The organism is Reyranella sp., assembly GCF_036558665.1.
Lineage (GTDB): Bacteria > Pseudomonadota > Alphaproteobacteria > Reyranellales > Reyranellaceae > Reyranella.
This window is the reverse complement of sequence record NZ_DATBFE010000130.1, coordinates 15050-35175: the sequence shown is the minus strand read 5'-3', so window position 1 is coordinate 35175 and position 20126 is coordinate 15050. Positions and strand designations below refer to the sequence as shown.

The following is a 20126-nucleotide window of genomic DNA, read 5'->3' as shown; positions in this document are numbered from 1 at the left end:
ATGGTTGCGTGTCGAGAGCGAAAAACACCGCTTCTTCTACGCCATTCTACTGTGCGGGTTGCATGGCGGGTCCGGCCGAGACCGGCGCGGTGGCCGGCGCCGGCTCAAAGGCTGCCCGCGCATGCCGCATCTGCTCGAGCGCGTTCACCAGCGACACGATCACAGCCGCTGTGAAGGGCAGCGACTGGACCGCCATGAAGCCCGCCCACAGCCGGGCTTCTGGATCGATCACGCCGCTGGTGTTCCAGAGCACCAAGGCCGCAACCCAGAGCAGGATCATCAGTACCGCCTCACCACGTGCCATGCCGAGCGCCATGCCGAGCGTGGCCCGTTCGTCCATTTTGGGTGTGCGCATGAAAGGCAGTCGACTGGTCGCCAGGCCGTAAATCACCGCGCGGCCCACCGTATAGGTGAGCGCCAGGCCGGCCAGCGAGGCGCCAACGCTCTGCCGGAAGCTGCAGTTCACCCGGTTGGCATAGAGGCCGAAGGAATAGACCAGCTTGAAGACGAAGATGCCGATCGTGGGGACGATGAACTCGGCCGGCGGCAAGCCTACGGGCTTCAGACCAAACAGGGGCGGCAGCAGCACCGCGAGAGCCCAGGCAAGGCCTGCCCAGGTGAAGATCAGGTTCAGTGCGTCGGCGAACCACGGCAACCAGCCGCTAACGAAATGGTACTTCTGCCAAAAGGTCAGTCGAGTGGCCTTGCCCATCATCTTGCCGCCATGCGCCTTCATGATCTGCATGGCGCCATAGGCCCAGCGAAAGCGCTGCTTCTTGTAGCCGGCGAAGTGGTCGGGCGTCAGGCCGTGGCCGAAGCGCTCACGGCTGTACATCGCGCCGTAGCCCTTCTCCATCAGGCGCAGGCCGAGCTCGGTGTCTTCGGTGATGCACCAAGTCGCCCAGCCGTCCATCTCCTCCATGCGGTCCTTGCGGACGAGCGTCATGGTGCCGTGCTGGATGATGGCGTCGTACTCGTTGCGCAGGCACATGCCGATATCGAAGAAGCCGGCATATTCCCAGTTGAGCATTTCCTTGAACCGGTCGTCGCGCCAGTCGCGATGATCCTGCGGCGCCTGGACGTAGCTCACTTTCGGATCGTCGAAGTACGGCACGACGGCCTTCAGCCAGTCGGAGCGGACCATATAGTCGCTGTCGATGACGCCGATGACCCTCGCATCGACCGCGGTCTGGCCGAGCACGTAATTCAACGCGCCGGCTTTGAAGCCCTTCATCACATCGAAATGGAAGAAACGGAAGCGCTCGCCGAGCTGCGCACAGTAGTCCTGCACGGGACGCCACACCGCCGGATCCTTCGTATTGTTGTCGATGACGATCACCTCGAAGTCGGGATAGTCGAGCGCCGCCAGCGAATCGAGCGTCTGCATCACCATGGCCGGCGGCTCGTTGCAGATCGCAAGATGCAGCGAGACTTTGGGCCAGACGCGGTCGCCCGGCTGGCGCGCGATCATCTCGGCGGCAGGCAGCGCTTCGCGCCGCCAGTGCCGTCGCCAGATCGTCTCGACGAGCTCGAGTGCCTGCACGAGCGCCATGGCGAGACTCACGATCAGGAAGAACGCAAGCATCGCCCAGCCGATCACTTCGCCGCTTACCATATAGGTACCGGCAGCGACCGAGGCGCCATAGGCGACCGCGCTCGCCGACAGGGCGACGAGGCCGCAGAACGCGAGCTGCCCGACGGCGGCGAGATCGCGCCACTTCCAAAGAAACAGCGCCATCAGCGGCAGGGCGCCGACGACCGACCAGACCGCCCAGACCCACCACTGCGGAAAAGTCTCGATCGCCCCGGACCAGGCGAATTTCGGCTCTCGATCGGCGTTCCAGAGACCCCAGTAGCCGCCGGCCTTGCCCTCGAGGTCGTACGACTTCCATGGCTGGTCGATGGCCTCGACCACGAAATAGTCGATGTTCTGGGATTTGAGCCAGGCGACCATGTCGCGGACGTTCTTGGCCTGCTCGGCCGGGGTCGCGCGCTTGATCAACCCAGTGGCGGGACTGCGCCGCTCGGCGCCGTTCGATGGCCAACCCACTTCGGTGACGATGATGTTTTTGTTCGGATAGGCCTGCCGCAGCAGCTTGATCTTGTTCTTGAGATAGTCGAGCGGCGCTTCACTCGATTGCTCGTCCCAGTAGGGTAGAATGTGCACCGCGAGGAAATCCACCTCGCGCGCCAGTTCCGGGTAGCGCAGCCACACGTGCCAAGGCTCGGCGGTGCTGACCGGCACCTTGACGTTGCGCTTGACGTTTCTGATCTCACGGATGAGCTGGGCGGGGCTGACGGCGTTGTTGTCGCGGTCGTCCTTCTGGGCATCCCAGCGCAGGATGTTCTCGTTGCCGACCATCACGCGGTCGATCACGTTGGGATTCTGATTCGCCATGCGGATCAGACCGCGGGTTTCCTCCGCGTTGACGTCGGCGGCGTCGCGGCCGAACTGCTGCTTGGCCTCGACTGCGCTGTAGATCCACGCTCCCGGCACGAGCTTGAGCCCGTTGCGCGCGGCGATCTCGGCCATTTCCTCGCCGCCGTCGGACGTGCGATAGGTGCGGATATAGTCGACGTGTCCCGCCATCATGGCGAAGTCGTACTGGATCTGCTCCTTGCGCGGCTTGACCGGCGGCGGAGGCTCCTCGGTGAAGGCGGTGCGCAGGAAGCTCAGGATGCCGCTCGATTTGGCCGCCAGCGGGTCCTGGTCCTTGGCCCAGGCCGCGTAGGTCACACCATGCAGCGGGCCTTCGACATTGGCGGCTTGAACATGGCTATCGAGAAGACGCCAGCCAGCCATCGTGGCCGCGACTGCAACGAGTAAGACCAGCCCGCGACGAAACATGAAACGGCGATCGCTCCGGCTATCCGTCACGGCGGCCAACTCGCGCTCGGGATCGCATGTCTCCTGCGGACGATGGACGTCGGCGCAAGGACCGTGCCGGATCGACTCCTGGCGGCGAGCCGATGACCACGCGGTGCGGCGGACCTCTTCGAGGTTTCCTTGCGCCAGATTTCCTCGTCTGCGACCCTTCGCAGGCGATGAGGCGACGGAGCCGATCTATAGCCGCACGTCCGGGAACGGTAAAGAGTCCGGAACCAATGATGGCCAAAATGCCAAAATCCAGCCCGTGGTGATGACCGACGACGACCATACGGCGGCTCCGGCTGCTGTTCCGGCGGAACTCGCAGCCACCTATCGTCCGGCCGATCGCTACGATTTTCTGCAGTCCGGCGCGACGCGACTGCGCCATGCCTGGTGGAACGCGCTCGGGCCGCCGCGCGGCACCGTGCTCGTGCTACCGGGCCGCGCGGAGTTCATTGAAAAGTATGCGACCGAAGTCGTCGGCGATTTGCTCGGACGCGGCTTCGCCGTCGCCGCCTTCGACTGGCGGGGCCAGGGGCTTTCGGATCGGCCGCTGGCCGATCGTCACAAGGGCCATATCGACCGCTACGAAACCTACATCTCCGACCTGCGTCTCTTCCTCGACACGGTGGTCGCCGCCGAAGCACCCAAACCGATCATGGCACTTTGTCATTCGATGGGCGGTCACCTCTTCCTGCGCTCCCTCGCTTTGCACGGAAGCGCACCATTCGTCGCCGGTGTGGTGACGGCGCCCATGACGAGCCTGACTCAGGAAGCTCTGCTGCGAAACGTGCTGCGTCTGACCCCGCCCCTGCGCGCGTTGGATCAGCGCTATCTGTACGGAACCGGCCCTTTCGATGCGGCCAGGTATCCGTTCGACGGCAACGTGCTGACCCACGACAAACGGCGCTTCGGCTTCACGGCCCAATGGTTCGCGGCCGACCCGCGCCTGTCGCTCGGTGGCCCGACCATCGGGTGGTGCCGGCAGGCGCTACGCTCCATGGCCGCCGGACTGGCGCCGGGCGTCCTGGAGCGCATCGATCTGCCTTTGCTGTTGGTGAGCGCGACGGCGGATACGCTTGTCAATCCGGCCAGCCATGGACCGGTGGTCGCGCGCCTTCGCCACGGCAGGCTCGTGACCATCGACGGATCTCGGCACGAGATAATGATGGAAACCGACCAGCGGCGCGCCCGGTTCTGGGAGGCCTTCGATCGGATGGCGAAAGAAGTCTGCGGCCCTTCATGAGCTTCGCGCGGGGGCAGGGATATTCCGCCGCATCGTTCCTGCTCGGCATGCTGGCAATCGGACTGCACATGGCGCGTGCCTTGTTGTAGAACGACGCATGCCCGTACCGAGCCAAAGGCTGACGATCTGCGGCATTCCCGAATTGCCGCAACACGCGTCGGGGGGCGTCAGCCATGTGCTGTCGATCATCGACACGCACGAACCGAGACCGGATGCGCTCGACAACTATTTCGAAATCGATCACCTGTTGTTGCGCTTCGACGACGTGGTGGCGGAGTACCCCGGTTTCGAGGCCTGCACGCCCGAGCACATCCGGAAGGTGCTCGAGTTCGGCGAGCGCGCCCACGCGGCGCGCGACAGCCATGTCCTGATCCACTGCCATGCCGGCGTATCGCGTTCCACGGCTGCCGCGGCGATCCTGATGGCGCAGCATGCGCCGGGGGAGGAGGAAGCAGCGTTTCTCAGGCTCCTCGAGCTGCGCAAGCACGGCTGGCCCAACACGCGCATGATCGAGTTCGCCGACCGGCTCCTGAAGCGCGACGGGGCCATGCTGAACGGGCTCGTCGTCTATCGACGAGCCCTCCTCCAGGCGAAGCCGCATCTGAGCGAGATCATCCGCAACATCGGCCGCGGCCACGAATTGCCGGCCTAAGCCCGCCTCAACGGTGGAATGCCAGCGTCCGCACCTCGATGCTTTCGCGCGGCGGGGCATCGCGAGGCGTGGTCGGGTCGACGAACGCACTGTGCGGCGTGAAACGTGCCGGCACAGCGGTCGATGTGTCGGAGCATTTGAGCAGCAGCGCCTCGTCGCTGCGCATCTGCGGCACGTAGTACCAGCGGTGCGCCGGACTATAGGTCACAGAGTAGGTCTCGCCGACGCGGTGCGGATAGACGAGATCGGAAGGCACGAGCTGGTCGGCCCCGACACTCGTTGCGTCGCAGACGGCCAGCGGTGAATCGAGCAGGGGACTCCGTACCGGCCGCCACAGGTTGATCACCTGCACCCGCCCTTTCAGCAACTCGTCGGCCTCGTCGGGCAACAGATCGCGCACGCGCTGCGGACCGGAACGCGCCGTGTGGTCGATATGGACGCGCTGGACCGGCTGGCGCGGCCCGCCATTGCGGTCTTCGGCGCCGGGGACGCGACGGCGCGTGGTGTGGTCGAAGATGTGGACGCGATAGGCGCCGGTCGCTTCTTTCAGGATGCGCTCGACCTCAGGGTAGTAGATGCGACGCACTTCCTCGTCGTCGAAAAAGTCGCGCACGGCACTCTGGTGCTTCACCAGTGCAAAACCGGTCGCATCCAGAGATATCTTGTCGGCGATCGGGCGTGCATCGTGGATGGCGACCCGATGTGGTTCGTGCCGGCTGTTGCTGCGTGGCACGCCGGCCGGCGGATCGAACGTGTAGTTGCGCGGGCGCGCGGCCATGGGCGCGAGATAGTTCATGTCGGCCAGCACATGCGGCAGCGCGGCGATGGCTTCGATATTGGTTTGAAGCGTCATGGGGCAGGACCTCCGGATGGCACAGTCGAAATGGTTCTCAGTATGTTGAGCCGGTCGGCGTCCGACACCATGGAGAAGAACTGCCGGGGTCCATGAGAGGACCTACTGCGAAAGAGAAGGATTTTCTCCAGCCAGCGCGATGGACAGCAAGTTCAAGGCGTTGCCGCCGCCTCCGCATAGGCTGCGCCGAGCCGCCGATTGAAGTCGGCCAGGAGCGCGTTGTCGTCGGGCATCATCGTTCCGGCGATGCGGTCGGCCTGCAGATGCTCGCAGGCCTGCTTGATCAGGTTGCTCGATGATCTGTGCTCTTCGGCCGGCCCGCCGAACACGTGCGTGAGAAGGCGTGTGCGCAGGAACGTATGCGGCATCACCTGCTCGACGACAACGACGGCGCCGGCCCGGCGCAGCGTCAGCAGCGGCCACTGCCAGGCGAAGTCGGGCGACCTGTCCGGCTGTGCCGAGAGCAGATGCTCGACGAGGACCTTCCAGTTGCAGGCGATGTCGGTGACGTTGGTGCCACCATAGTCCGGCGGCGTCGCTCCGAGATCCGGGGGCGGCATCGTGCCGGCGAGGTTGAAAAAAAGCAGGCCCGCCGACCGGGCTATCGGCAACGAAATCAGATTCACCTCGGCACGCTGCGTATCTGCCGGCGCGACGGCCGGCGGTGCGCTCACGAACTTGCCGGCGAGATCGTAGGTCCAGCCGTGGAAGCGGCAACGGAAGGTCTCGCAATGGCCCGATGGAGCGCCCACGACCGGCATATTCTGATGCCGGCAGGCATTGCGCAGGACGTGGATTGCCCCCTGCCCGTCGCGGACGGCGACGACGCCCCAACCGCCGACCGTTGCTGACATGAATTCGCCGCAACGGCCGATCTGGCTCTCGGCGCAGACCGGCAGCCACCAGGTCGAGAAGATCGTGCGTTTCTCGGCCTGGAAGGCATCCCCTTGGGCGTAGTCTTCGGGTGTCATATTGTTGTATACAATACTGGTTGCCTGGCCCGCTTCTTTGGTCAATGATGACCTTATTGTATACAATCTGGAGGTCGCCATGGCAAAAAGTCCTTTCCGCCTGGCTCTTGAGGAAGCCATCGAGCAACGGCACTCGGCCGTGCATCCGTGGAGCGAGGCCTGGACATCCGGCAAGCTCACCCGCCAGCTCCTGGGCGAATGGGTGAAGCAGCATTTCCACTATGTCAGCCACTTCTCCGAATGGCTGGGCACGGTCTACGCCAATTGCCCGCACTGGGAGGTCCAGCATTTCCTGCTGGAGAACATCACCGAGGAGGAAGGCTTCGTAGGCTCGGGCGACTTCGCACCCGTGCGCCATTCCGAGCTGCTGCTGGAATTCGCCGAAACTTGCGGCATGAAACGGGCAGAGATCCTGGATGCCCAGGCGAAGGGCGAGCTCCTGCCCGAGACGCTCGGCCTGCAGAGCTGGTGCGCCCTGCAGTCGACCAAGCCCTTCGTCGAGGCGCTTTCGGGCCTCCTGATCGGCCTCGAGAGCCAGGTGCCGCGCATCTACAGCAAGACGACGCCGCCGCTTCTCGAGAAGTACGGCTTCGCCGAGGACGAGGTGACCTTCTTCACGCTGCACATCGTGGCCGATACCGAGCACGGCGAGAGGGGCTTCGAGATCGTCGAGAAGTACGCCACGACCGACGCCCAGCGTGAGGCCTGCGTGCGGCTGGTGAAGGAGGCGACCATGATGCGCCGCCTTTATCTCGATGGCCTCTACCGCAAGTTCCTGGCGAAGCCGGAAGCCGCGAGCAGGCTCGCCGCGTAGACGTGCACACCTACAAGACCCTGACGCTCGCCGAGGCACACACCATCCTCGACGCGGCACAGACGAAGGCCGAGGAGCTCGGCGTGCCCGAAGTCCTCTGCGTGGCCGACAATGCGGGCTACCCGATCGCCCTGCGCCGCCTCGATGGCGGCAAGGTGACGAGCGTGCAAATCGCCATGAACAAGGCCTTCACGGCGGCGGGCCATCGCAAGCCCACGCACGTCTACAAGAATGCGCTGCCGGGTGAGGAGGCATTCGGCATCTTCACGCAGCACGAGGGCCGCTTCACGGTCTTCGTCGGCGGCTTCCCGATCTTCGTCGACGGGCAGTGCGTCGGCTCGATCTCGGCCTCGGGCGGCAATGGCGAGCAGGATATTGCCTGCTGCGAAGCGGGGATCGCAGCCTTCATGACGGCGCTGAAGAAATGAGTGGCCGCGCCTCCCCTTCTTCGATGTCGCTCAGCAAACTCGTGCGCGAGCGCATCCGCAGCCAGATCCTCGACGGTCGTCTGAAACCCGGCATGCGCCTCGTGGAGGATCGCTTGTCGGCCGAGCTTGGCGTGTCGCGCGTACCGGTGCGCGAGGCGCTGCGCAGCCTGTCCGCCGAGGGGCTGGTGCGGCTGGAGCCGCATCGCGGCGCCACCGTCGTGGAGATCACGCCCGGAATCGTGGCCGAGCTCGTCGAGGTGCGGGCGCTGCTGGAAGGCCAGAACGCACGCCTCGCTGCCCGACGTCACGATCCTGAGATCGTCACCCAACTGCGCGAGACGCTGGGACACGGCAATGCCGCGGCCGACTCGGGCACCACCGAAGAGCTCGCCCGGCTCAATGCGGAATTCCACGAGCGGCTGGGCGAGGCGAGCCGCAATTCCGTGCTGCTGGAAGTGATGCGCGGTCTGCGCGAACGGACGAGTCTCGCCTTCGCGATCAACGGACGTACCCGCGCACGAGAAGACTGGAAGGAGCATGCCGGCATCCTCGAAGCCGTGATCGCCGGTGACGAGGAACTCGCCGCGCTGCTCGCCATGCGCCACGTCCACAATGCCGCAGCCGCCTTCGCCCGAAACCATGGCGCCGCGAACGACGAAGCTGCCTAGCGCCCCTTCATCGGCAGGCCGCCGAGATGGGTGCCGGCATCGACGATCAAAAACTCGCCTGTGATGTTGCTGGCACTGGTGAGGAAGAAGATCGCCGCCTCGGCCATCTGCTCGGCGGTGCCGGCCTGGCGCAGCGGCGTCGTCTGTTCCTGGGCCACCTTCAGCTTCTCGTAGTCGTCCTGCCCCAAGGCGCCGAGCAGCCAGCGCGTCTGGATGAAACCCGGACACACGGTGTTGACGCGCACCGCCGGCCCGAACCACCGTGCGAGCGACAGCGTGAGCGTGTTCAGCGCGCCCTTCGAGGCCGCGTAGGGGATCGACGTGCCGACGCCCATCACGCCGGCGATCGAGGAGATGTTGACGATCGAGCCGCGCTCCTTGTCGTTGTCCCACTGCTTCTTCATGACCGGGAAAACGGCGCGGCTCATCATGTAGGGACCGGTCACGTTGACGCGCAGGATACGGTCGAAATCCTCGGGCGTGACGCCGTCGAGATCTCCCTGGCTCTGGAACTTGGTCGTGCCGGCATTGTTGATCAGCCCGTCGATGCGGCCCCATTTCTTCATTGTCTCGGACGCGAGCTTCCTGCAGTCGGCATCCTGGCCCATGTCGGCCTGCACAAGGATGGCCTCCACGCCCTTGGCCTTCACCTTTTCGTAGGTCTCGTCGGCTTCCTTCCTGCTTTTGGTGTAGTTGATCGCGACGTTCCAGCCCTTCGCCGCCAGATCCAGCGCGCATGCGGCGCCAAGACCCGTCGCGGAACCCGTCACGATTGCCACTTTGGCCATGCTCTCTCCTCCCGATAGGTTCTGGCGCCCTTTCTAGGCTAGGATCGTGGCCCATGGCAGACTTGTTTTCGTTGAAGAACCGCGTCGTTCTGCTGACCGGCGCGTCGCGCGGGCTGGGCCGCGACATGGCCCTCACCCTTGCCCGGGCCGGCGCCACGGTGCTGTGCGCCGGCCGCACCGTGAAAGCCCTCGAGGCGACGGCGAAGGCGATCAGCCGCAAGGGTGGCAGGGCGCACGTAGTGCCGCTCGACGTCACGGACGAGGCGGCAGTGCGCGAGCAGGTCGAGAACATCATTGCCCGGCATCGCCGCATCGACGTGCTGGTCAATAATGCAGGCGTCCTGTCGCGCGAGCCGATCGTCGATCTCGCGACCGAGTCCTTCCGCCTTACCGTCGAGACCGATCTGATTGCGCCCTTCGTATTGTCGCGCGAGATAGGTCGGCACATGCTGAAGCGCAAATATGGCCGCATCGTCAATATCGCCTCGGTGCTGGCGGTCGTCGCGCGCGCCCGGGTCTCGGGGTATGTCTCTGCCAAGCACGGCATCGTGGGTCTCACCAAGAGCCTTGCCGTCGAGTTCGGCCCCGACGTCACCGCGAACGCGATCGCGCCGGGATATATCCGCACCGAGATCAACGTGGCCCTCCAACAGAACAAGGGCTTCAGCGACATGCTGGAGCAGCGCACAGCATCGCATCGCTGGGGCAGGCCCGAGGATCTGCGCGGCGCCCTGCTACTGCTCGCCTCCGATGCGGGAGCCTACATCACCGGCCACACGCTCGTCGTGGACGGTGGCCTCTCGACCGTGCTGGCGTGACCGCGCGCGGTCGTTTGCCCTGGGCAATCGCGTTCGCCTTTGTCGCCGCCATCGCGCTCGGATTCGCGATCGCGCGAGGCTGGCTTCAGGATCCCGCGCTGATGCGTTCCGACTATGTCGGCACGATCGACGTGTCGGTCGACGATGCGCGGCTTTATCGCAGGGTGCCATTCGAGTGGCGCGTGACGAGCGCGGCGGGCAGCTTCACCGGCCAGGACGTCGCCCATATCCGCGTCGATCCTTCGGGCGAGCGCACCGTGATCTGCGGCTGGCTTACGCTCGACAAGGCCGGCGCTTCGACGCGTGCATCCCGCTGGCTGAGCCAAGCCCGGCTCCAGGTGGGCGAGCTCACGATCTCCGCCACGTTCATCGCGCCGGTGCAGGCGGCACCGGGCAATGGCCTCAGCGCCGGCTGTGCCGGTCTGTTCGACCATCACAAGCCGGCCGCAGAAGCTCCCCTGTCGCTCGACGGACCGGCAGTCCCCGAGTAGCGTGGGCGAGAATGAATTCGAGGACGAACGCTCATGCCCACCTTCCAGCAAGCCCGCCAATTCCTGCTCGACAACCGCACCGACTACGCAGCCGCGGTCAAAGGTTTCAAATGGCCGGACCCGGTTCCCTTCAACTGGGCACTCGACTGGTTCGACGCCGATCTGGCACGCGCGCCCGAGAGCAAGGATCGCTGCGCGCTGTGGATCGTCGATGTCGCGACCGGTCAGGAGACGAAGCTTACCTTTGCCGAGTTGAGCAAGCGCTCGAACCAGGTCGCGAACTGGCTGCGCAATCTGGGACTCGATCGCGGTGATCATCTCCTTGTGGTGCTGAACAACGTCGCGCCGCTCTGGGAGATCATGCTGGCGGCGATGAAGCTTGGCGTCGTGGTGATCCCTGCCACGACGCTGCTCACGACCGAGGAACTGGCCGACCGCGTCGAGCGCGGCCGCGCCCGCATGATCATCGCGGGCGAAGACCAAGCGGAAAAATGCAAAGGCCTGTGTCGAGACGGCGTGATCTTCGTGACGACCGGCGCATCGAAGCTCGACGGCTGGCTGCCGCTGGCGGAGGCATACAAGTGCCCCACGGTCTTCACACCCGGTGGGGCGACAAAGGCCGACGACCCGCTGCTGCTCTATTTCACCTCGGGCACGACGGCCAAGCCGAAGCTGGTGCGCCACAGCCATCGTTCCTATCCGGTCGGTGGCCTTTCCACGATGTACTGGCTCGGCCTCAGGCCAGGCGACGTGCACGTGAACATCTCTTCGCCGGGCTGGGCCAAGCATGCCTGGAGCACTTTTTTCGCGCCCTGGAATGCCGGCGCCACGGTGCTGATGGTGAACCAGGCGCCGTTCAACGCGAAAGGTTTGCTGGCGGTGCTGGAGCGCTGCAAGGTCACGACCTTCTGTGCCCCGCCCACTGTCTGGCGGCTGTTGATCCAGGAGGATCTCGCCGCGTGCAAGCTCTCGTTGCGCGAGGTTTGCGGCGCAGGCGAGCCGCTCAATCCCGAGGTGATCAACAAGGTGCAGGAAGCCTGGCACCTCACCATCCGGGACGGCTACGGCCAGACCGAGACCACGGCGCAGATCGCCAACTCGCCGGGGCAGCCGGTGAAGGCGGGCTCCATGGGCAGGCCGATGCCGGGCTATCGCGTGCGCCTTCTCGATGCCGACGGCAAGGATGCCAAGGAAGGCGAGGTCTGTCTGGTGCTGGGTGCCGAACGGCCGGCCGGGCTGATGCAGGGCTACGCCGATGCCTCGGGCAAGCTAAGCGGCGCCGACGGCGAGGTCTATCGCACCGGCGACGTCGCAAGCGTCGACGAGGACGGCTACCTGACGTTCGTGGGCCGCGCCGACGACGTATTCAAGTCCTCCGACTACCGCATCAGCCCGTTCGAGCTCGAGAGCGTACTGATCGAGCACGAGGCCGTCGCTGAAGCAGCGATCGTGCCTTCGCCCGATGAAATCCGCTTGAGCGTGCCCAAGGCCTTCGTGCTGCTGACGGCCTCAACACCGCCGTCTCGCGATACGGCAGCGTCGATCCTGAAGTACTGCAACACGCGGCTGGCGCCCTTCAAGCGCATCCGGCGGGTGGAGTTCGTGACGGAGTTGCCCAAGACCATCTCCGGCAAGATTCGCCGCACGCAACTTCGCAAGGTCGAGTATGAGGGCGTCGCTCCCGAGGTCACGCGAGGCGTCGAGTTCCACGAGAAGGACGTGCTGGGCGGCTGACTGCTGCCGCTCGTCTACGGCCTCAACATATCGGGGCGCGGAGTTGTGATGCCCGAACGCCTCTGATACGCACGCCGCTCGCCCGCGACGGGCGCATGAGGCAGTTCAATGCGGTTCGGCTTGGCAAGGGCGATGTTTTGCCTCGTCCTCTTGCTCTCCTGCCATTCGGCGGAGGCTCGGGAGTTCAAGGTCCTCGACGCCTACGGCGCGTATGCCGACAGCCCATCGGTGAACAGTCCCGCGGACTATATTGCCTGGCTGAAGAGGCAACCGCGATTCAAAGACGGCCAGCTCGATCGCCTGCCCGACCGCGCCGTGATCCTGCACCATGTCGACGCGCGGCGGATGCTGAATCAGCTGGGCTACCCTGCTGAGGAAATCGAGGAGCTTCGCATCGGCCACATCGATCCGAACCTGCTGTTCGTCGTGCGGCCGAAGTCCGCACCAGCCTTCATCGTCAATCGCGGCCTGCCGGGCGCCGGCGGCATCACCACGCAGGTGGCCGAGCTCGGCGCTCTCGGCGTCAAGCAGGCCATCCATATCGGCACCGCGGGCCTCCTGGGGGCGCGACTTCCCTATACATCTCTGATCGTGGCGAACGGCTCCTACAAGGATGGTGCGGCCTTCCTGTTGGCCTCGAGTGCGCACGAGGCGGCCGAGCAGATTGCCCTTGCCGATCCGGCCCTCACCGATGCCGTCGACCAGCAGTTGATCGCTGCGCGCGTCGCCCACAAGCGCGCACTCGGCTTCACCTCGCCTGTCTACTACTTCCAGAAGGTGGGCCTGCTGAAGTCCCTGCTCGCCTTCCCCTTCGACCCGGGCAAAGTGCCAGGCTACGTCGAGATGGAGGAGGCGCCGTTCTTCGTCACCGCGCGACTGGCCGGGATGCAGGCCGCCAGCATCGTCGTCGGTTCGGATCGTGCGGTCGCGACGGGAGACACCGTGCGGCAGGAGTTCTTCAATGGCGACCTCGACGCGCTACTCGCACTTACCCTGCGGCACGCCATCGCGACCCTGTCCGCTCCAAAGTCAAGGTGACGCCATCGTCAGCTTCTTCTTGAGGCGGGAAGCGACGCTCCTTACAGTGGCCCCAACAAGGCAGGCTAACGCCGACTGTTCCGGGAGGGCACTGATGACCAAGAAAGCGCGACTGCTTGGGTTGGCGGCTGCTGCCGCGTTGGCTGTTTCGGGCCCCGCAATGGCGCAGAAGCAGGGCGGCACTCTCACGGTCGGGCTCGAGCTCGACATACCGGGCTTCGATCCTTTGAAGGTCGGCGTCTTCGATACCGCTGCCGAATCGGCAGCCGCCCTGATCTTCGACACGCTCACCAGCCTCGACGACGACGGCAAGGCCCAGCCGCGGCTGGCGCTCTCCTGGTCGTCTTCCGAAGACTTCAAGACCTGGACTTTCAAGCTGCGCCCCGGCGTCAAATTCCAGGACGGAACGCCGTTCAATGCGCAGGCGGTCGTATGGAACTTCAATCGCCAGAAGGATCCCAAGAACAACTGCCGCTGCGCCTTCTACATTTCCTTCATCAATAGCGTGGAAGCGACCGATGACCTTACGGTCGTCTATCATCTGCGCGATCCATCGGTGAATCTGCCCACACTCCTCACGATCCAGTCGTCCAACAACGTCATCCAGTCACCATCGGCCATCCAGGCCAAGGGCGACGACTACAACCGCAATCCCGTGGGCACGGGCCCGTTCATCATCAAGTCCTGGGCGGCCGGAGATCGCATGGTGCTGGAGCGCAACCCCAACTACTGGAACAAGGGTCATCCCTATCTGGACCGCGTCGTGCTTCGACCGTTGCCCGATTCGCAGTCGCGCTTCGCCAGTCTGCAATCCGGTGAGGCGCAGCTTGTGTGGGCCGACGAATACGAAGCCGACAACATTGCGCGCGCCCGGAAGGACAAGAACCTGAAGGTGCTCGACTATGTCGGCTCCGGCGCGGCCGTCTACGCCTTCAATACCAAGGTAGCGCCGTTCGACGACGTGCGTGTGAGACAAGCGCTTGTCATGGCGCTCGACCGCAAGAAGATGTCGCAGGCGCTCACCAATGGTCTCGCGCGGCCGGCCACCAATCCCTATGGCGACGGCTCGTGGGTCAAGTGCAAGGACGACGGTGCTTTGCCCGAGGACCCGGCCAAGGCCAGGGCGCTCCTGAAGGAGTACGGCAAGCCGGTCGAGTTCAAGATGCTGGTGACGGCCACGCCGCGCGGGCGCGCCGTCGGTCAGGTGATGCAGCAGCTCTGGAAGCAGGTCGGTGCGAAGATGGAGATCGAACAGGTCGATCAGGCGACCATCGTCCCGCGCGCCTTCCAGCGCCAGTTCCAGCTCACGCCCTGGCGCATCGTCGATCTGAGCGATCCCGACCCGCAGATGTACGCCAACTTCCATACCGGCAGCCCGGTGGCGCTCGCCAACTATTCCGACCCCGAACTCGACAAGCTCCTGGAGCATGCGCGTGTCACGGCCGACCCGGCCAAGCGCACCGAGGACTACTGCGCGATCAGCCGGCTGATCAACAAGGAGGCGCTCTGGTTCTGGACCTTTCAGAACACCTATTACGCGATGGCAAAGGCCAACGTGAAAGGCATCCCCAAGATGCATAGCGGCGTCATCGACGTCTCGGATGCCTGGCTGGAATAGACCCTGGCCGATCTGGAGTAGGAGTACGGCATGGCGCGATTTGTAGGACGGCGGCTAATCCACCTGCTGCCCGTTCTGCTGGCCGTCACCTTGCTGACTTTCCTGATCGCCTCGCTGCTGCCGGGCGACCTTGCCTACGTGATGCTGGGCGATCAGGCAACGCCCGAGAAGGTTGCGGCGCTGCGTGCCCAGATGGGCCTCGATCTGCCGATCTGGCAGCGCTATCTGCATTGGCTGTGGGACGTCCTGCAGGGCGATTTTGGCCGCTCCTTCCGCACCGGCGAGACCGTGCTCGCCGCAGTGCTCGACCGCCTGCCGGTGTCGATCGAGCTGATGTTGATGGCGGAGCTGCTGGGTCTCTTGATCGGCATTCCGCTTGCGATTCTGTGCGCGGTCAGGAGCGGCAGCGCCATCGACCGGTTTCTGACCGGGCTTGCCTTCGGCAAGCTGTCGCTGCCCTCCTTCATGGTGGCGATCCTGCTGATCTATCTCTTTGCCGTGCAGCTCGGCTGGCTGCCCGCGACCGGATGGGTGCCCTTCACCGAGGATCCGATCGGCAACCTGCGCTGCTTCGTGTTGCCGGCATTGACGCTCGCCTTCGCCGAATGGCCGGTGCTGATGCGCGTGCTGCGCTCGGACATGATCGCGACCTTGCAGGAAGACTACATCGCGATGGCCAAGGCCAAGGGTCTACGGCCGGCCCGCATCCTTCTGGTTCATGCCCTGAAGCCGTCCTCGCTCACGCTCGTGACGGTGACGGGAATCAATATCGGCCGGCTCATCGGCGGCGCCCTGATCGTCGAGACGATCTTTGCCCTTCCAGGCATCGGCCGCCTGCTCGTGGGCGCCATCTATGCCCGAGACTTCATCATCCTGCAGGGTGTCGTGCTGTTCGTCGCCACGGGTTTCGTCGTGGTGAACTTCATCGTCGACATGCTCTATGCCGTGCTCGATCCGAGGATCCGCCATGGCCGTGCTTGAGATCGAAGGCGATACCGCCCTCGTCTCGCCGGTGCGCCGGCGCCGCGGCCCGGGCGCGCTGTTCCTTGCGGCCCTCTTCTGGATCGCCGCAATCGCGCTCGCCGCCCTTCTGGCCAACGTCCTGCCCATCGTGAGTCCTACCGACATGGACCTCCTCGGCAAGCGCGCCCCGCCCAGCGCCGAGCATCTCCTCGGCACCGATCAGCTCGGCCGCGACATGCTCTCGCGCCTGATCTTCGGCGCGCGCATCTCGCTCACCGTCGGCCTGCTCGCGCCAGTGATCGGCCTCGGCATCGGCGGCGCGCTCGGCATGCTGGCGGGCTATTTCGGCGGCCGCTTCGAGGCGCTCACGGTTGGCGGGGTCGACGTGCTGCTGGCCTTCCCGCCGCTGGTGTTCGCGCTCGCGGTTACCGCGTATCTGGGACAGTCGGTCCTGAATCTCACCATGGTGATCGGTGTCCTGAGCATTCCCGCCTTCACACGCGTCGCCCGCGCCACGACGCTGTCGCTCGCGCAACGCGAGTTCGTGGTCGCCGCCCGCGCGCTCGGCGCGACCCATACCCGCATCCTGCTGCGCGAGCTCCTACCCAATGTGGCGCTGCCGTTGCTCGCCTTCTTCCTGCTGGGGGTGGCGGTGACCATCGTCGTCGAGGGTGCGCTGAGCTTCCTCGGACTGGGTGTGCCGCCGCCGGCCCCGAGCTGGGGCAGCATGATCGGCGAGGGACGGGAAAGTCTCGACATCGCGCCCTGGCTTGCCTTCCTGCCTGCCGGCTTCATGTTCGTGACTGTGCTCTCCTTCAACATCGTCGGCGATACGCTACGGGCTCTGACGGACCCGCGGCCGGGTGCGCTGTGAGAGGCGCACCATGACGGAGCCGCTGCTTTGTCTCGAAGGCGTGTCGGTCGAGCTGCCGACGCCGCGTGGTCCTTTGCAGGCGGTCGACAAGGTCGATCTCGCTCTGATGCCCGGTCGCACGCTCGGCATAGTGGGTGAGTCGGGTTGCGGCAAGACGATGCTGTCGCGCGCCATTTTGCAGCTTCTGCCCAAGCGGGCAAAGCTCTCGGGCAACGTCATGTTCGGCGGGCGTGATTTGGCTGTCCTCCCGCCCGAAGCCTTGCGCCGGCTGCGCGGACCCGAGCTTGCCGTCGTGTTCCAGGATCCGATGACCTCGCTCAATCCCGTGCTCACGATCGGCACCCAGCTCGTCGAGACGCTGCAGGCCCATCTCGGCATGGAGGCCGGCATGGCGACGCGGCGCAGTGTCGATCTGCTGGCGGCTGTCGGTATCCCCGCGCCCGAGCAGCGGTTGCGGCAATATCCGCACCAGCTTTCGGGCGGCATGCGCCAGCGCGTGGCGATCGCGATCGCGCTTTCCTGCGAGCCGAAACTGCTGGTCGCCGACGAGCCGACGACCGCGCTCGATGTCACCGTCCAGGCGCAGATCCTCGAGTTGCTCGCGCGTGAGCAGAAGCGCCGGCACATGGCGATGATCCTCATTACCCACGATCTCGGCGTCGTCGCAGGCCGCACCGACGAGGTTGCCGTGATGTATGCCGGCCGGGTCGTCGAGCGCGCCTCAACGCCCAAGCTGTTCGCCGAAATGCGTATGCCCTACACCGAAGCGTTGTTGGCGGCGATTCCCAAGCTCGAGTCGCCGCCGCACACCGCCCTGCCGGCGATCGCCGGACGCCCGCCCGATCCGACGCGACCGATGCCGGGCTGTTCGTTCGCACCGCGCTGCCGCTATGCCGACGAGCGCTGCCGGCAGGCCAAGCCGCCGCTCATCAACTCCGGCCGTAGCGGCGGACTCTACGCCTGCTGGCATCCCCTGGCGTCGGCCGCCGCGGCGAGGGCCTAGTGCCGGACGGCGCGTCGAGCGGCACCGCGCCGCTCCTTTCCGTCGACCGGCTGACGGTCGAATATCCGGTTGCGGGCCGGACGCTGTCGGCGGTCGCCGATGTGAGCCTCGTCGTCGGACGTGGCGAAACACTGGGCCTTGTCGGCGAGTCGGGTTGCGGCAAGTCGACGCTCGGCCGCGCCGTGCTGCAGCTTCGGCGGCCCACCGGCGGCAAGGTCGTGTTCGACGGCACCGAGCTCACAGAACTCGACGGCGAGGCGCTGCGCCTCATGCGCAGGCGCCTGCAGCTCATCTTCCAGGACCCGATCGCCTCGCTCAATCCCAGGCGGTGTATCGGTGACATCGTGGCCGAGCCGCTGATCATTATCGGCATCTCCGACCGCGTCGAGCGCGAGCGCCGGGTGCGCGACGTGCTGTCGGCCGTCGGCCTCGATCCCGAGCTCGTCTGGCGCCGCCTGCCGCACGAATTCTCCGGTGGTCAGTGCCAGCGCGTGTGCATCGCCCGTGCGCTGATCCTCGAGCCGGAGCTCGTGATCTGCGACGAGCCCGTGTCGGCACTCGACGTGTCGATCCGCGCCCAGATCCTCAATCTTCTGGAAGAGATGAAACGGCGCTACGGTCTCACGCTGCTCTTCATCGCGCACGATCTCGCCGTGGTGAAGGCGGTCAGCGACCGCATTGCGGTGATGTATCTCGGCCGCCTCTGCGAGGTCGGGCCGACGGAGCGATTGTTCGCCCGTCCAGCCCATCCCTACACCGCACTGCTGCTGGAGGCGATCCCGGTCCCCGATCCGACGATCGCGCCGGCCACCAACGTCGCGGCCGGCGAGCCGCCGTCGCCGCTCGATCCGCCGTCGGGCTGCCGCTTCCGCACGCGCTGCCCGCGTGCCGATTCCGTCTGCGCGGAGAAGGTGCCGGTCCTGCGTCCGATCTCGAGCGGCCAGGTCGTCGCCTGCCACCATCCGCTCAGCTAGTCCCGCGCTATCACAGGGTCGTTGCCGGCGTCTGCCCTGGCGATCATGCGGAACGTGCCGCCCCATGCCGCGTTTCCCCTACGTGGATTCCACAGTCACGACGGCGGATATCTTCCTCCGCCTGGCGGCGGCCGTGGCCGCAGGCGCCATCATCGGCTTTGACCGCGGGACACGCGGTCGAATTGCCGGCCTTCGCACGACGATCCTCATATGCGTTGCCGCCGCCGGCGCGATGATCGAGGCCAATCTGATCCTCTCGGTCACCGGCAGGCACGACTCGTCCTTCTCGGTGATGGACACGCTGCGCTTCCCGCTGGGGGTGCTTTCAGGCATCGGATTCATCGGCGCCGGCGCCATTCTGAAGCGCGACGACATGGTGATGGGAGTCACCACTGCGGCTACGTTGTGGATGGTCACGATCATCGGACTCATCGTCGGTGCCGGCTACTTCCTCCTCGGTGGCGCGACCACCGCCGTCACCTTCGTCGTGCTGGCGCTGGTGGTGAAGCTGGAACCCCTCATGCACCGCCAGCACCATGCCGAGCTCACGGTCGAGGTGGGGGAAGATGGTCCGACTGCTTCACAAATGCGCGCGACCATCATCGAGGCCGGCTACAAGGTGACTTCGCTCGCATTCACCCGATCGGACAAGCTTCGCGTCCGCTGCCGCGTGACCTGGAGCAGCCGCGATACCGCGAACGATGTCCCTCCCGTTGTCAATCGCCTGCAGCAACAGCAAGGGGTGCTCCGCATCGACTGGCAGCCCATCGATGCCGGCCAGCACGCGGACTAGAGGCAATAGGCATCAACAAAGGCCGCCAGATCGTCGTAGACGGCGAGCGGCTTCGCATACTCCGGGATGACGCGTCTTTCGGTCATCCGGCCAAGTCCGGTGCGCACCAGCACGGGACGGCAGTGCGCATGCGCCGCCGCCTCGAGGTCGCTCACCTGGTCGCCGACAAACGGCGTGTCGGCCGCCTTGGCGCCCAGTCGCCGCATCGCCTCGAAAAGCATCCCGGGCGACGGCTTGCGCCGTTCCGAGCGAAAATCGTCCGTGCAACACAACACCAGGTCGAAATGCGCGTCGTGCCGCCCCAGCATCACGCGCAGGACATGATGGATCGCGTCGAGCTGGCGCCGGTTGATGATGCCCTTGTCGACTTCCGGCTGATTGGTGCAAAGCGCGACAGCGACGCCCTGCCGATTGAGCCGGGCGATCGCCCTCGCCGCGCCGGGAACGAGGCACAGTTCAGCCGGCGACTTCACGTTGTACTTGCGGTTGATCGTCACGACGCCATCGCGGTCCAGCAACACCGTGCGCATG

The 20126-nt window shown here is 65.4% G+C and carries 20 protein-coding genes; 15 read left to right on the top strand and 5 right to left on the bottom strand.

All coding sequences use genetic code 11. From position 1 onward, the window contains the following. Positions 1-46: 46 nt before the first annotated feature. Positions 47-2803: a glycosyltransferase gene (locus tag VH499_RS19145; RefSeq protein WP_332054350.1), complete on the bottom strand. Its 2757-nt coding sequence runs from the start codon at positions 2801-2803 to the stop codon at positions 47-49. Positions 2804-3140: 337 nt separating this feature from the next. Here VH499_RS19145 and VH499_RS19140 point away from each other — a divergent pair, with 337 nt between their 5' ends. Then, positions 3141-4115: an alpha/beta hydrolase gene (locus VH499_RS19140; protein ID WP_332054349.1), complete on the top strand. Its 975-nt coding sequence runs from the start codon at positions 3141-3143 to the stop codon at positions 4113-4115. A 97-nt stretch (positions 4116-4212) separates the two neighbouring features. Further along, positions 4213-4767 carry a tyrosine phosphatase family protein gene (locus VH499_RS19135; RefSeq protein ID WP_332054348.1) on the top strand — a complete coding sequence of 185 codons (555 nt, stop codon included), beginning with the start codon at positions 4213-4215 and terminating at the stop codon, positions 4765-4767. A 7-nt stretch (positions 4768-4774) separates the two neighbouring features. On the opposite strand, the gene VH499_RS19130 is transcribed toward VH499_RS19135, so the two are convergent. Both VH499_RS19130 and VH499_RS19125 read right to left on the bottom strand, forming a co-directional pair. Further along, positions 4775-5620: a CmcJ/NvfI family oxidoreductase gene (locus VH499_RS19130; RefSeq protein ID WP_332054347.1), complete on the bottom strand. Its 846-nt coding sequence runs from the start codon at positions 5618-5620 to the stop codon at positions 4775-4777. A 152-nt stretch (positions 5621-5772) separates the two neighbouring features. Next, a complete protein-coding gene (locus VH499_RS19125) occupies positions 5773-6591 on the bottom strand; it encodes a Rieske (2Fe-2S) protein (protein WP_332054346.1) in 819 nt (272 codons plus the stop codon). Between the two features lie 79 nt (positions 6592-6670). Between VH499_RS19125 and VH499_RS19120 the strand changes: the two genes are divergently transcribed. Genes VH499_RS19120 through VH499_RS19110 form a run of 3 tightly spaced genes read left to right on the top strand, consistent with a single transcriptional unit; the run spans position 6671 to position 8501 of the window. After that, positions 6671-7405, top strand: a complete 735-nt coding sequence (locus VH499_RS19120; protein ID WP_332054345.1) for a TenA family transcriptional regulator — start codon at positions 6671-6673, stop codon at positions 7403-7405. 2 nt (positions 7406-7407) lie between these two features. Then, positions 7408-7833 (top strand): heme-binding protein, encoded by a 426-nt coding sequence (locus VH499_RS19115; protein ID WP_332054344.1) that lies wholly within the window; start codon positions 7408-7410, stop codon positions 7831-7833. A gap of 23 nt (positions 7834-7856) precedes the next feature. Further along, entirely contained in the window at positions 7857-8501 is a 645-nt protein-coding gene (locus VH499_RS19110) for a GntR family transcriptional regulator (RefSeq protein ID WP_332054343.1), read from the top strand. Here the strand turns inward: VH499_RS19110 and VH499_RS19105 are convergent. Further along, positions 8498-9289: an SDR family oxidoreductase gene (locus tag VH499_RS19105; RefSeq protein WP_332054342.1), complete on the bottom strand. Its 792-nt coding sequence runs from the start codon at positions 9287-9289 to the stop codon at positions 8498-8500. The two genes, VH499_RS19110 and VH499_RS19105, sit on opposite strands and share 4 nt — an antisense overlap. Positions 9290-9342: 53 nt before the next feature. On the opposite strand from VH499_RS19105, the gene VH499_RS19100 reads away from it, so the two are divergent. From VH499_RS19100 to VH499_RS19055, 10 genes are all read left to right on the top strand, one after another. Beyond that, positions 9343-10107, top strand: a complete 765-nt coding sequence (locus VH499_RS19100) for an SDR family NAD(P)-dependent oxidoreductase (protein ID WP_332054341.1) — start codon at positions 9343-9345, stop codon at positions 10105-10107. Then, on the top strand, positions 10104-10598 hold the full coding sequence (locus tag VH499_RS19095; protein WP_332054340.1) for a hypothetical protein: 495 nt from the start codon (positions 10104-10106) through the stop codon (positions 10596-10598). The genes VH499_RS19100 and VH499_RS19095 overlap by 4 nt, the downstream gene beginning before the upstream one ends. 33 nt (positions 10599-10631) lie before the next feature. Then, positions 10632-12332 (top strand): AMP-binding protein, encoded by a 1701-nt coding sequence (locus VH499_RS19090; RefSeq protein ID WP_332054339.1) that lies wholly within the window; start codon positions 10632-10634, stop codon positions 12330-12332. Positions 12333-12440: 108 nt separating this feature from the next. Next, entirely contained in the window at positions 12441-13370 is a 930-nt protein-coding gene (locus VH499_RS19085) for a hypothetical protein (RefSeq protein WP_332054338.1), read from the top strand. Positions 13371-13464: 94 nt separating this feature from the next. Then, positions 13465-14988, top strand: a complete 1524-nt coding sequence (locus VH499_RS19080; RefSeq protein ID WP_332054337.1) for an ABC transporter substrate-binding protein — start codon at positions 13465-13467, stop codon at positions 14986-14988. 30 nt (positions 14989-15018) lie between these two features. Next, a complete protein-coding gene (locus VH499_RS19075) occupies positions 15019-15969 on the top strand; it encodes an ABC transporter permease (RefSeq protein WP_332054336.1) in 951 nt (316 codons plus the stop codon). After that, positions 15956-16825, top strand: coding sequence for an ABC transporter permease (locus VH499_RS19070; RefSeq protein WP_332054335.1), 870 nt, complete (start codon positions 15956-15958; stop codon positions 16823-16825). Before VH499_RS19075 ends, VH499_RS19070 begins: the two co-directional genes overlap by 14 nt. Before the next feature lie 10 nt (positions 16826-16835). Continuing rightward, complete coding sequence (locus VH499_RS19065; RefSeq protein ID WP_332054334.1) at positions 16836-17828, top strand: ABC transporter ATP-binding protein; 993 nt, start codon at positions 16836-16838, stop codon at positions 17826-17828. Continuing rightward, positions 17828-18802 carry an oligopeptide/dipeptide ABC transporter ATP-binding protein gene (locus tag VH499_RS19060; RefSeq protein WP_332054333.1) on the top strand — a complete coding sequence of 325 codons (975 nt, stop codon included), beginning with the start codon at positions 17828-17830 and terminating at the stop codon, positions 18800-18802. The genes VH499_RS19065 and VH499_RS19060 overlap by 1 nt, the downstream gene beginning before the upstream one ends. 64 nt (positions 18803-18866) lie before the next feature. Next, positions 18867-19595 carry an MgtC/SapB family protein gene (locus VH499_RS19055; RefSeq protein ID WP_332054332.1) on the top strand — a complete coding sequence of 243 codons (729 nt, stop codon included), beginning with the start codon at positions 18867-18869 and terminating at the stop codon, positions 19593-19595. On the opposite strand, the gene VH499_RS19050 is transcribed toward VH499_RS19055, so the two are convergent. Then, positions 19592-20125 carry an HAD-IIIA family hydrolase gene (locus VH499_RS19050; RefSeq protein WP_332054331.1) on the bottom strand — a complete coding sequence of 178 codons (534 nt, stop codon included), beginning with the start codon at positions 20123-20125 and terminating at the stop codon, positions 19592-19594. The genes VH499_RS19055 and VH499_RS19050 overlap by 4 nt on opposite strands. Position 20126 lies beyond the last annotated feature (1 nt).

What these genes read in the sequence shown, in the direction of transcription:
- VH499_RS19145 (WP_332054350.1), bottom strand. Translation starts at nt 2,803, where the DNA reads ATGGCTGGCTGGCGTCTTCTCGATAGCCATGTTCAAGCCGCCAATGTC.
- VH499_RS19140 (WP_332054349.1), top strand. Translation starts at nt 3,141, where the DNA reads ATGACCGACGACGACCATACGGCGGCTCCGGCTGCTGTTCCGGCGGAA.
- VH499_RS19135 (WP_332054348.1), top strand. Translation starts at nt 4,213, where the DNA reads ATGCCCGTACCGAGCCAAAGGCTGACGATCTGCGGCATTCCCGAATTG.
- VH499_RS19130 (WP_332054347.1), bottom strand. Translation starts at nt 5,620, where the DNA reads ATGACGCTTCAAACCAATATCGAAGCCATCGCCGCGCTGCCGCATGTG.
- VH499_RS19125 (WP_332054346.1), bottom strand. Translation starts at nt 6,591, where the DNA reads ATGACACCCGAAGACTACGCCCAAGGGGATGCCTTCCAGGCCGAGAAA.
- VH499_RS19120 (WP_332054345.1), top strand. Translation starts at nt 6,671, where the DNA reads ATGGCAAAAAGTCCTTTCCGCCTGGCTCTTGAGGAAGCCATCGAGCAA.
- VH499_RS19110 (WP_332054343.1), top strand. Translation starts at nt 7,857, where the DNA reads ATGTCGCTCAGCAAACTCGTGCGCGAGCGCATCCGCAGCCAGATCCTC.
- VH499_RS19105 (WP_332054342.1), bottom strand. Translation starts at nt 9,289, where the DNA reads ATGGCCAAAGTGGCAATCGTGACGGGTTCCGCGACGGGTCTTGGCGCC.
- VH499_RS19100 (WP_332054341.1), top strand. Translation starts at nt 9,343, where the DNA reads ATGGCAGACTTGTTTTCGTTGAAGAACCGCGTCGTTCTGCTGACCGGC.
- VH499_RS19090 (WP_332054339.1), top strand. Translation starts at nt 10,632, where the DNA reads ATGCCCACCTTCCAGCAAGCCCGCCAATTCCTGCTCGACAACCGCACC.
- VH499_RS19085 (WP_332054338.1), top strand. Translation starts at nt 12,441, where the DNA reads ATGCGGTTCGGCTTGGCAAGGGCGATGTTTTGCCTCGTCCTCTTGCTC.
- VH499_RS19080 (WP_332054337.1), top strand. Translation starts at nt 13,465, where the DNA reads ATGACCAAGAAAGCGCGACTGCTTGGGTTGGCGGCTGCTGCCGCGTTG.
- VH499_RS19075 (WP_332054336.1), top strand. Translation starts at nt 15,019, where the DNA reads ATGGCGCGATTTGTAGGACGGCGGCTAATCCACCTGCTGCCCGTTCTG.
- VH499_RS19070 (WP_332054335.1), top strand. Translation starts at nt 15,956, where the DNA reads ATGGCCGTGCTTGAGATCGAAGGCGATACCGCCCTCGTCTCGCCGGTG.
- VH499_RS19065 (WP_332054334.1), top strand. Translation starts at nt 16,836, where the DNA reads ATGACGGAGCCGCTGCTTTGTCTCGAAGGCGTGTCGGTCGAGCTGCCG.
- VH499_RS19055 (WP_332054332.1), top strand. Translation starts at nt 18,867, where the DNA reads ATGCCGCGTTTCCCCTACGTGGATTCCACAGTCACGACGGCGGATATC.
- VH499_RS19050 (WP_332054331.1), bottom strand. Translation starts at nt 20,125, where the DNA reads ATGCGCACGGTGTTGCTGGACCGCGATGGCGTCGTGACGATCAACCGC.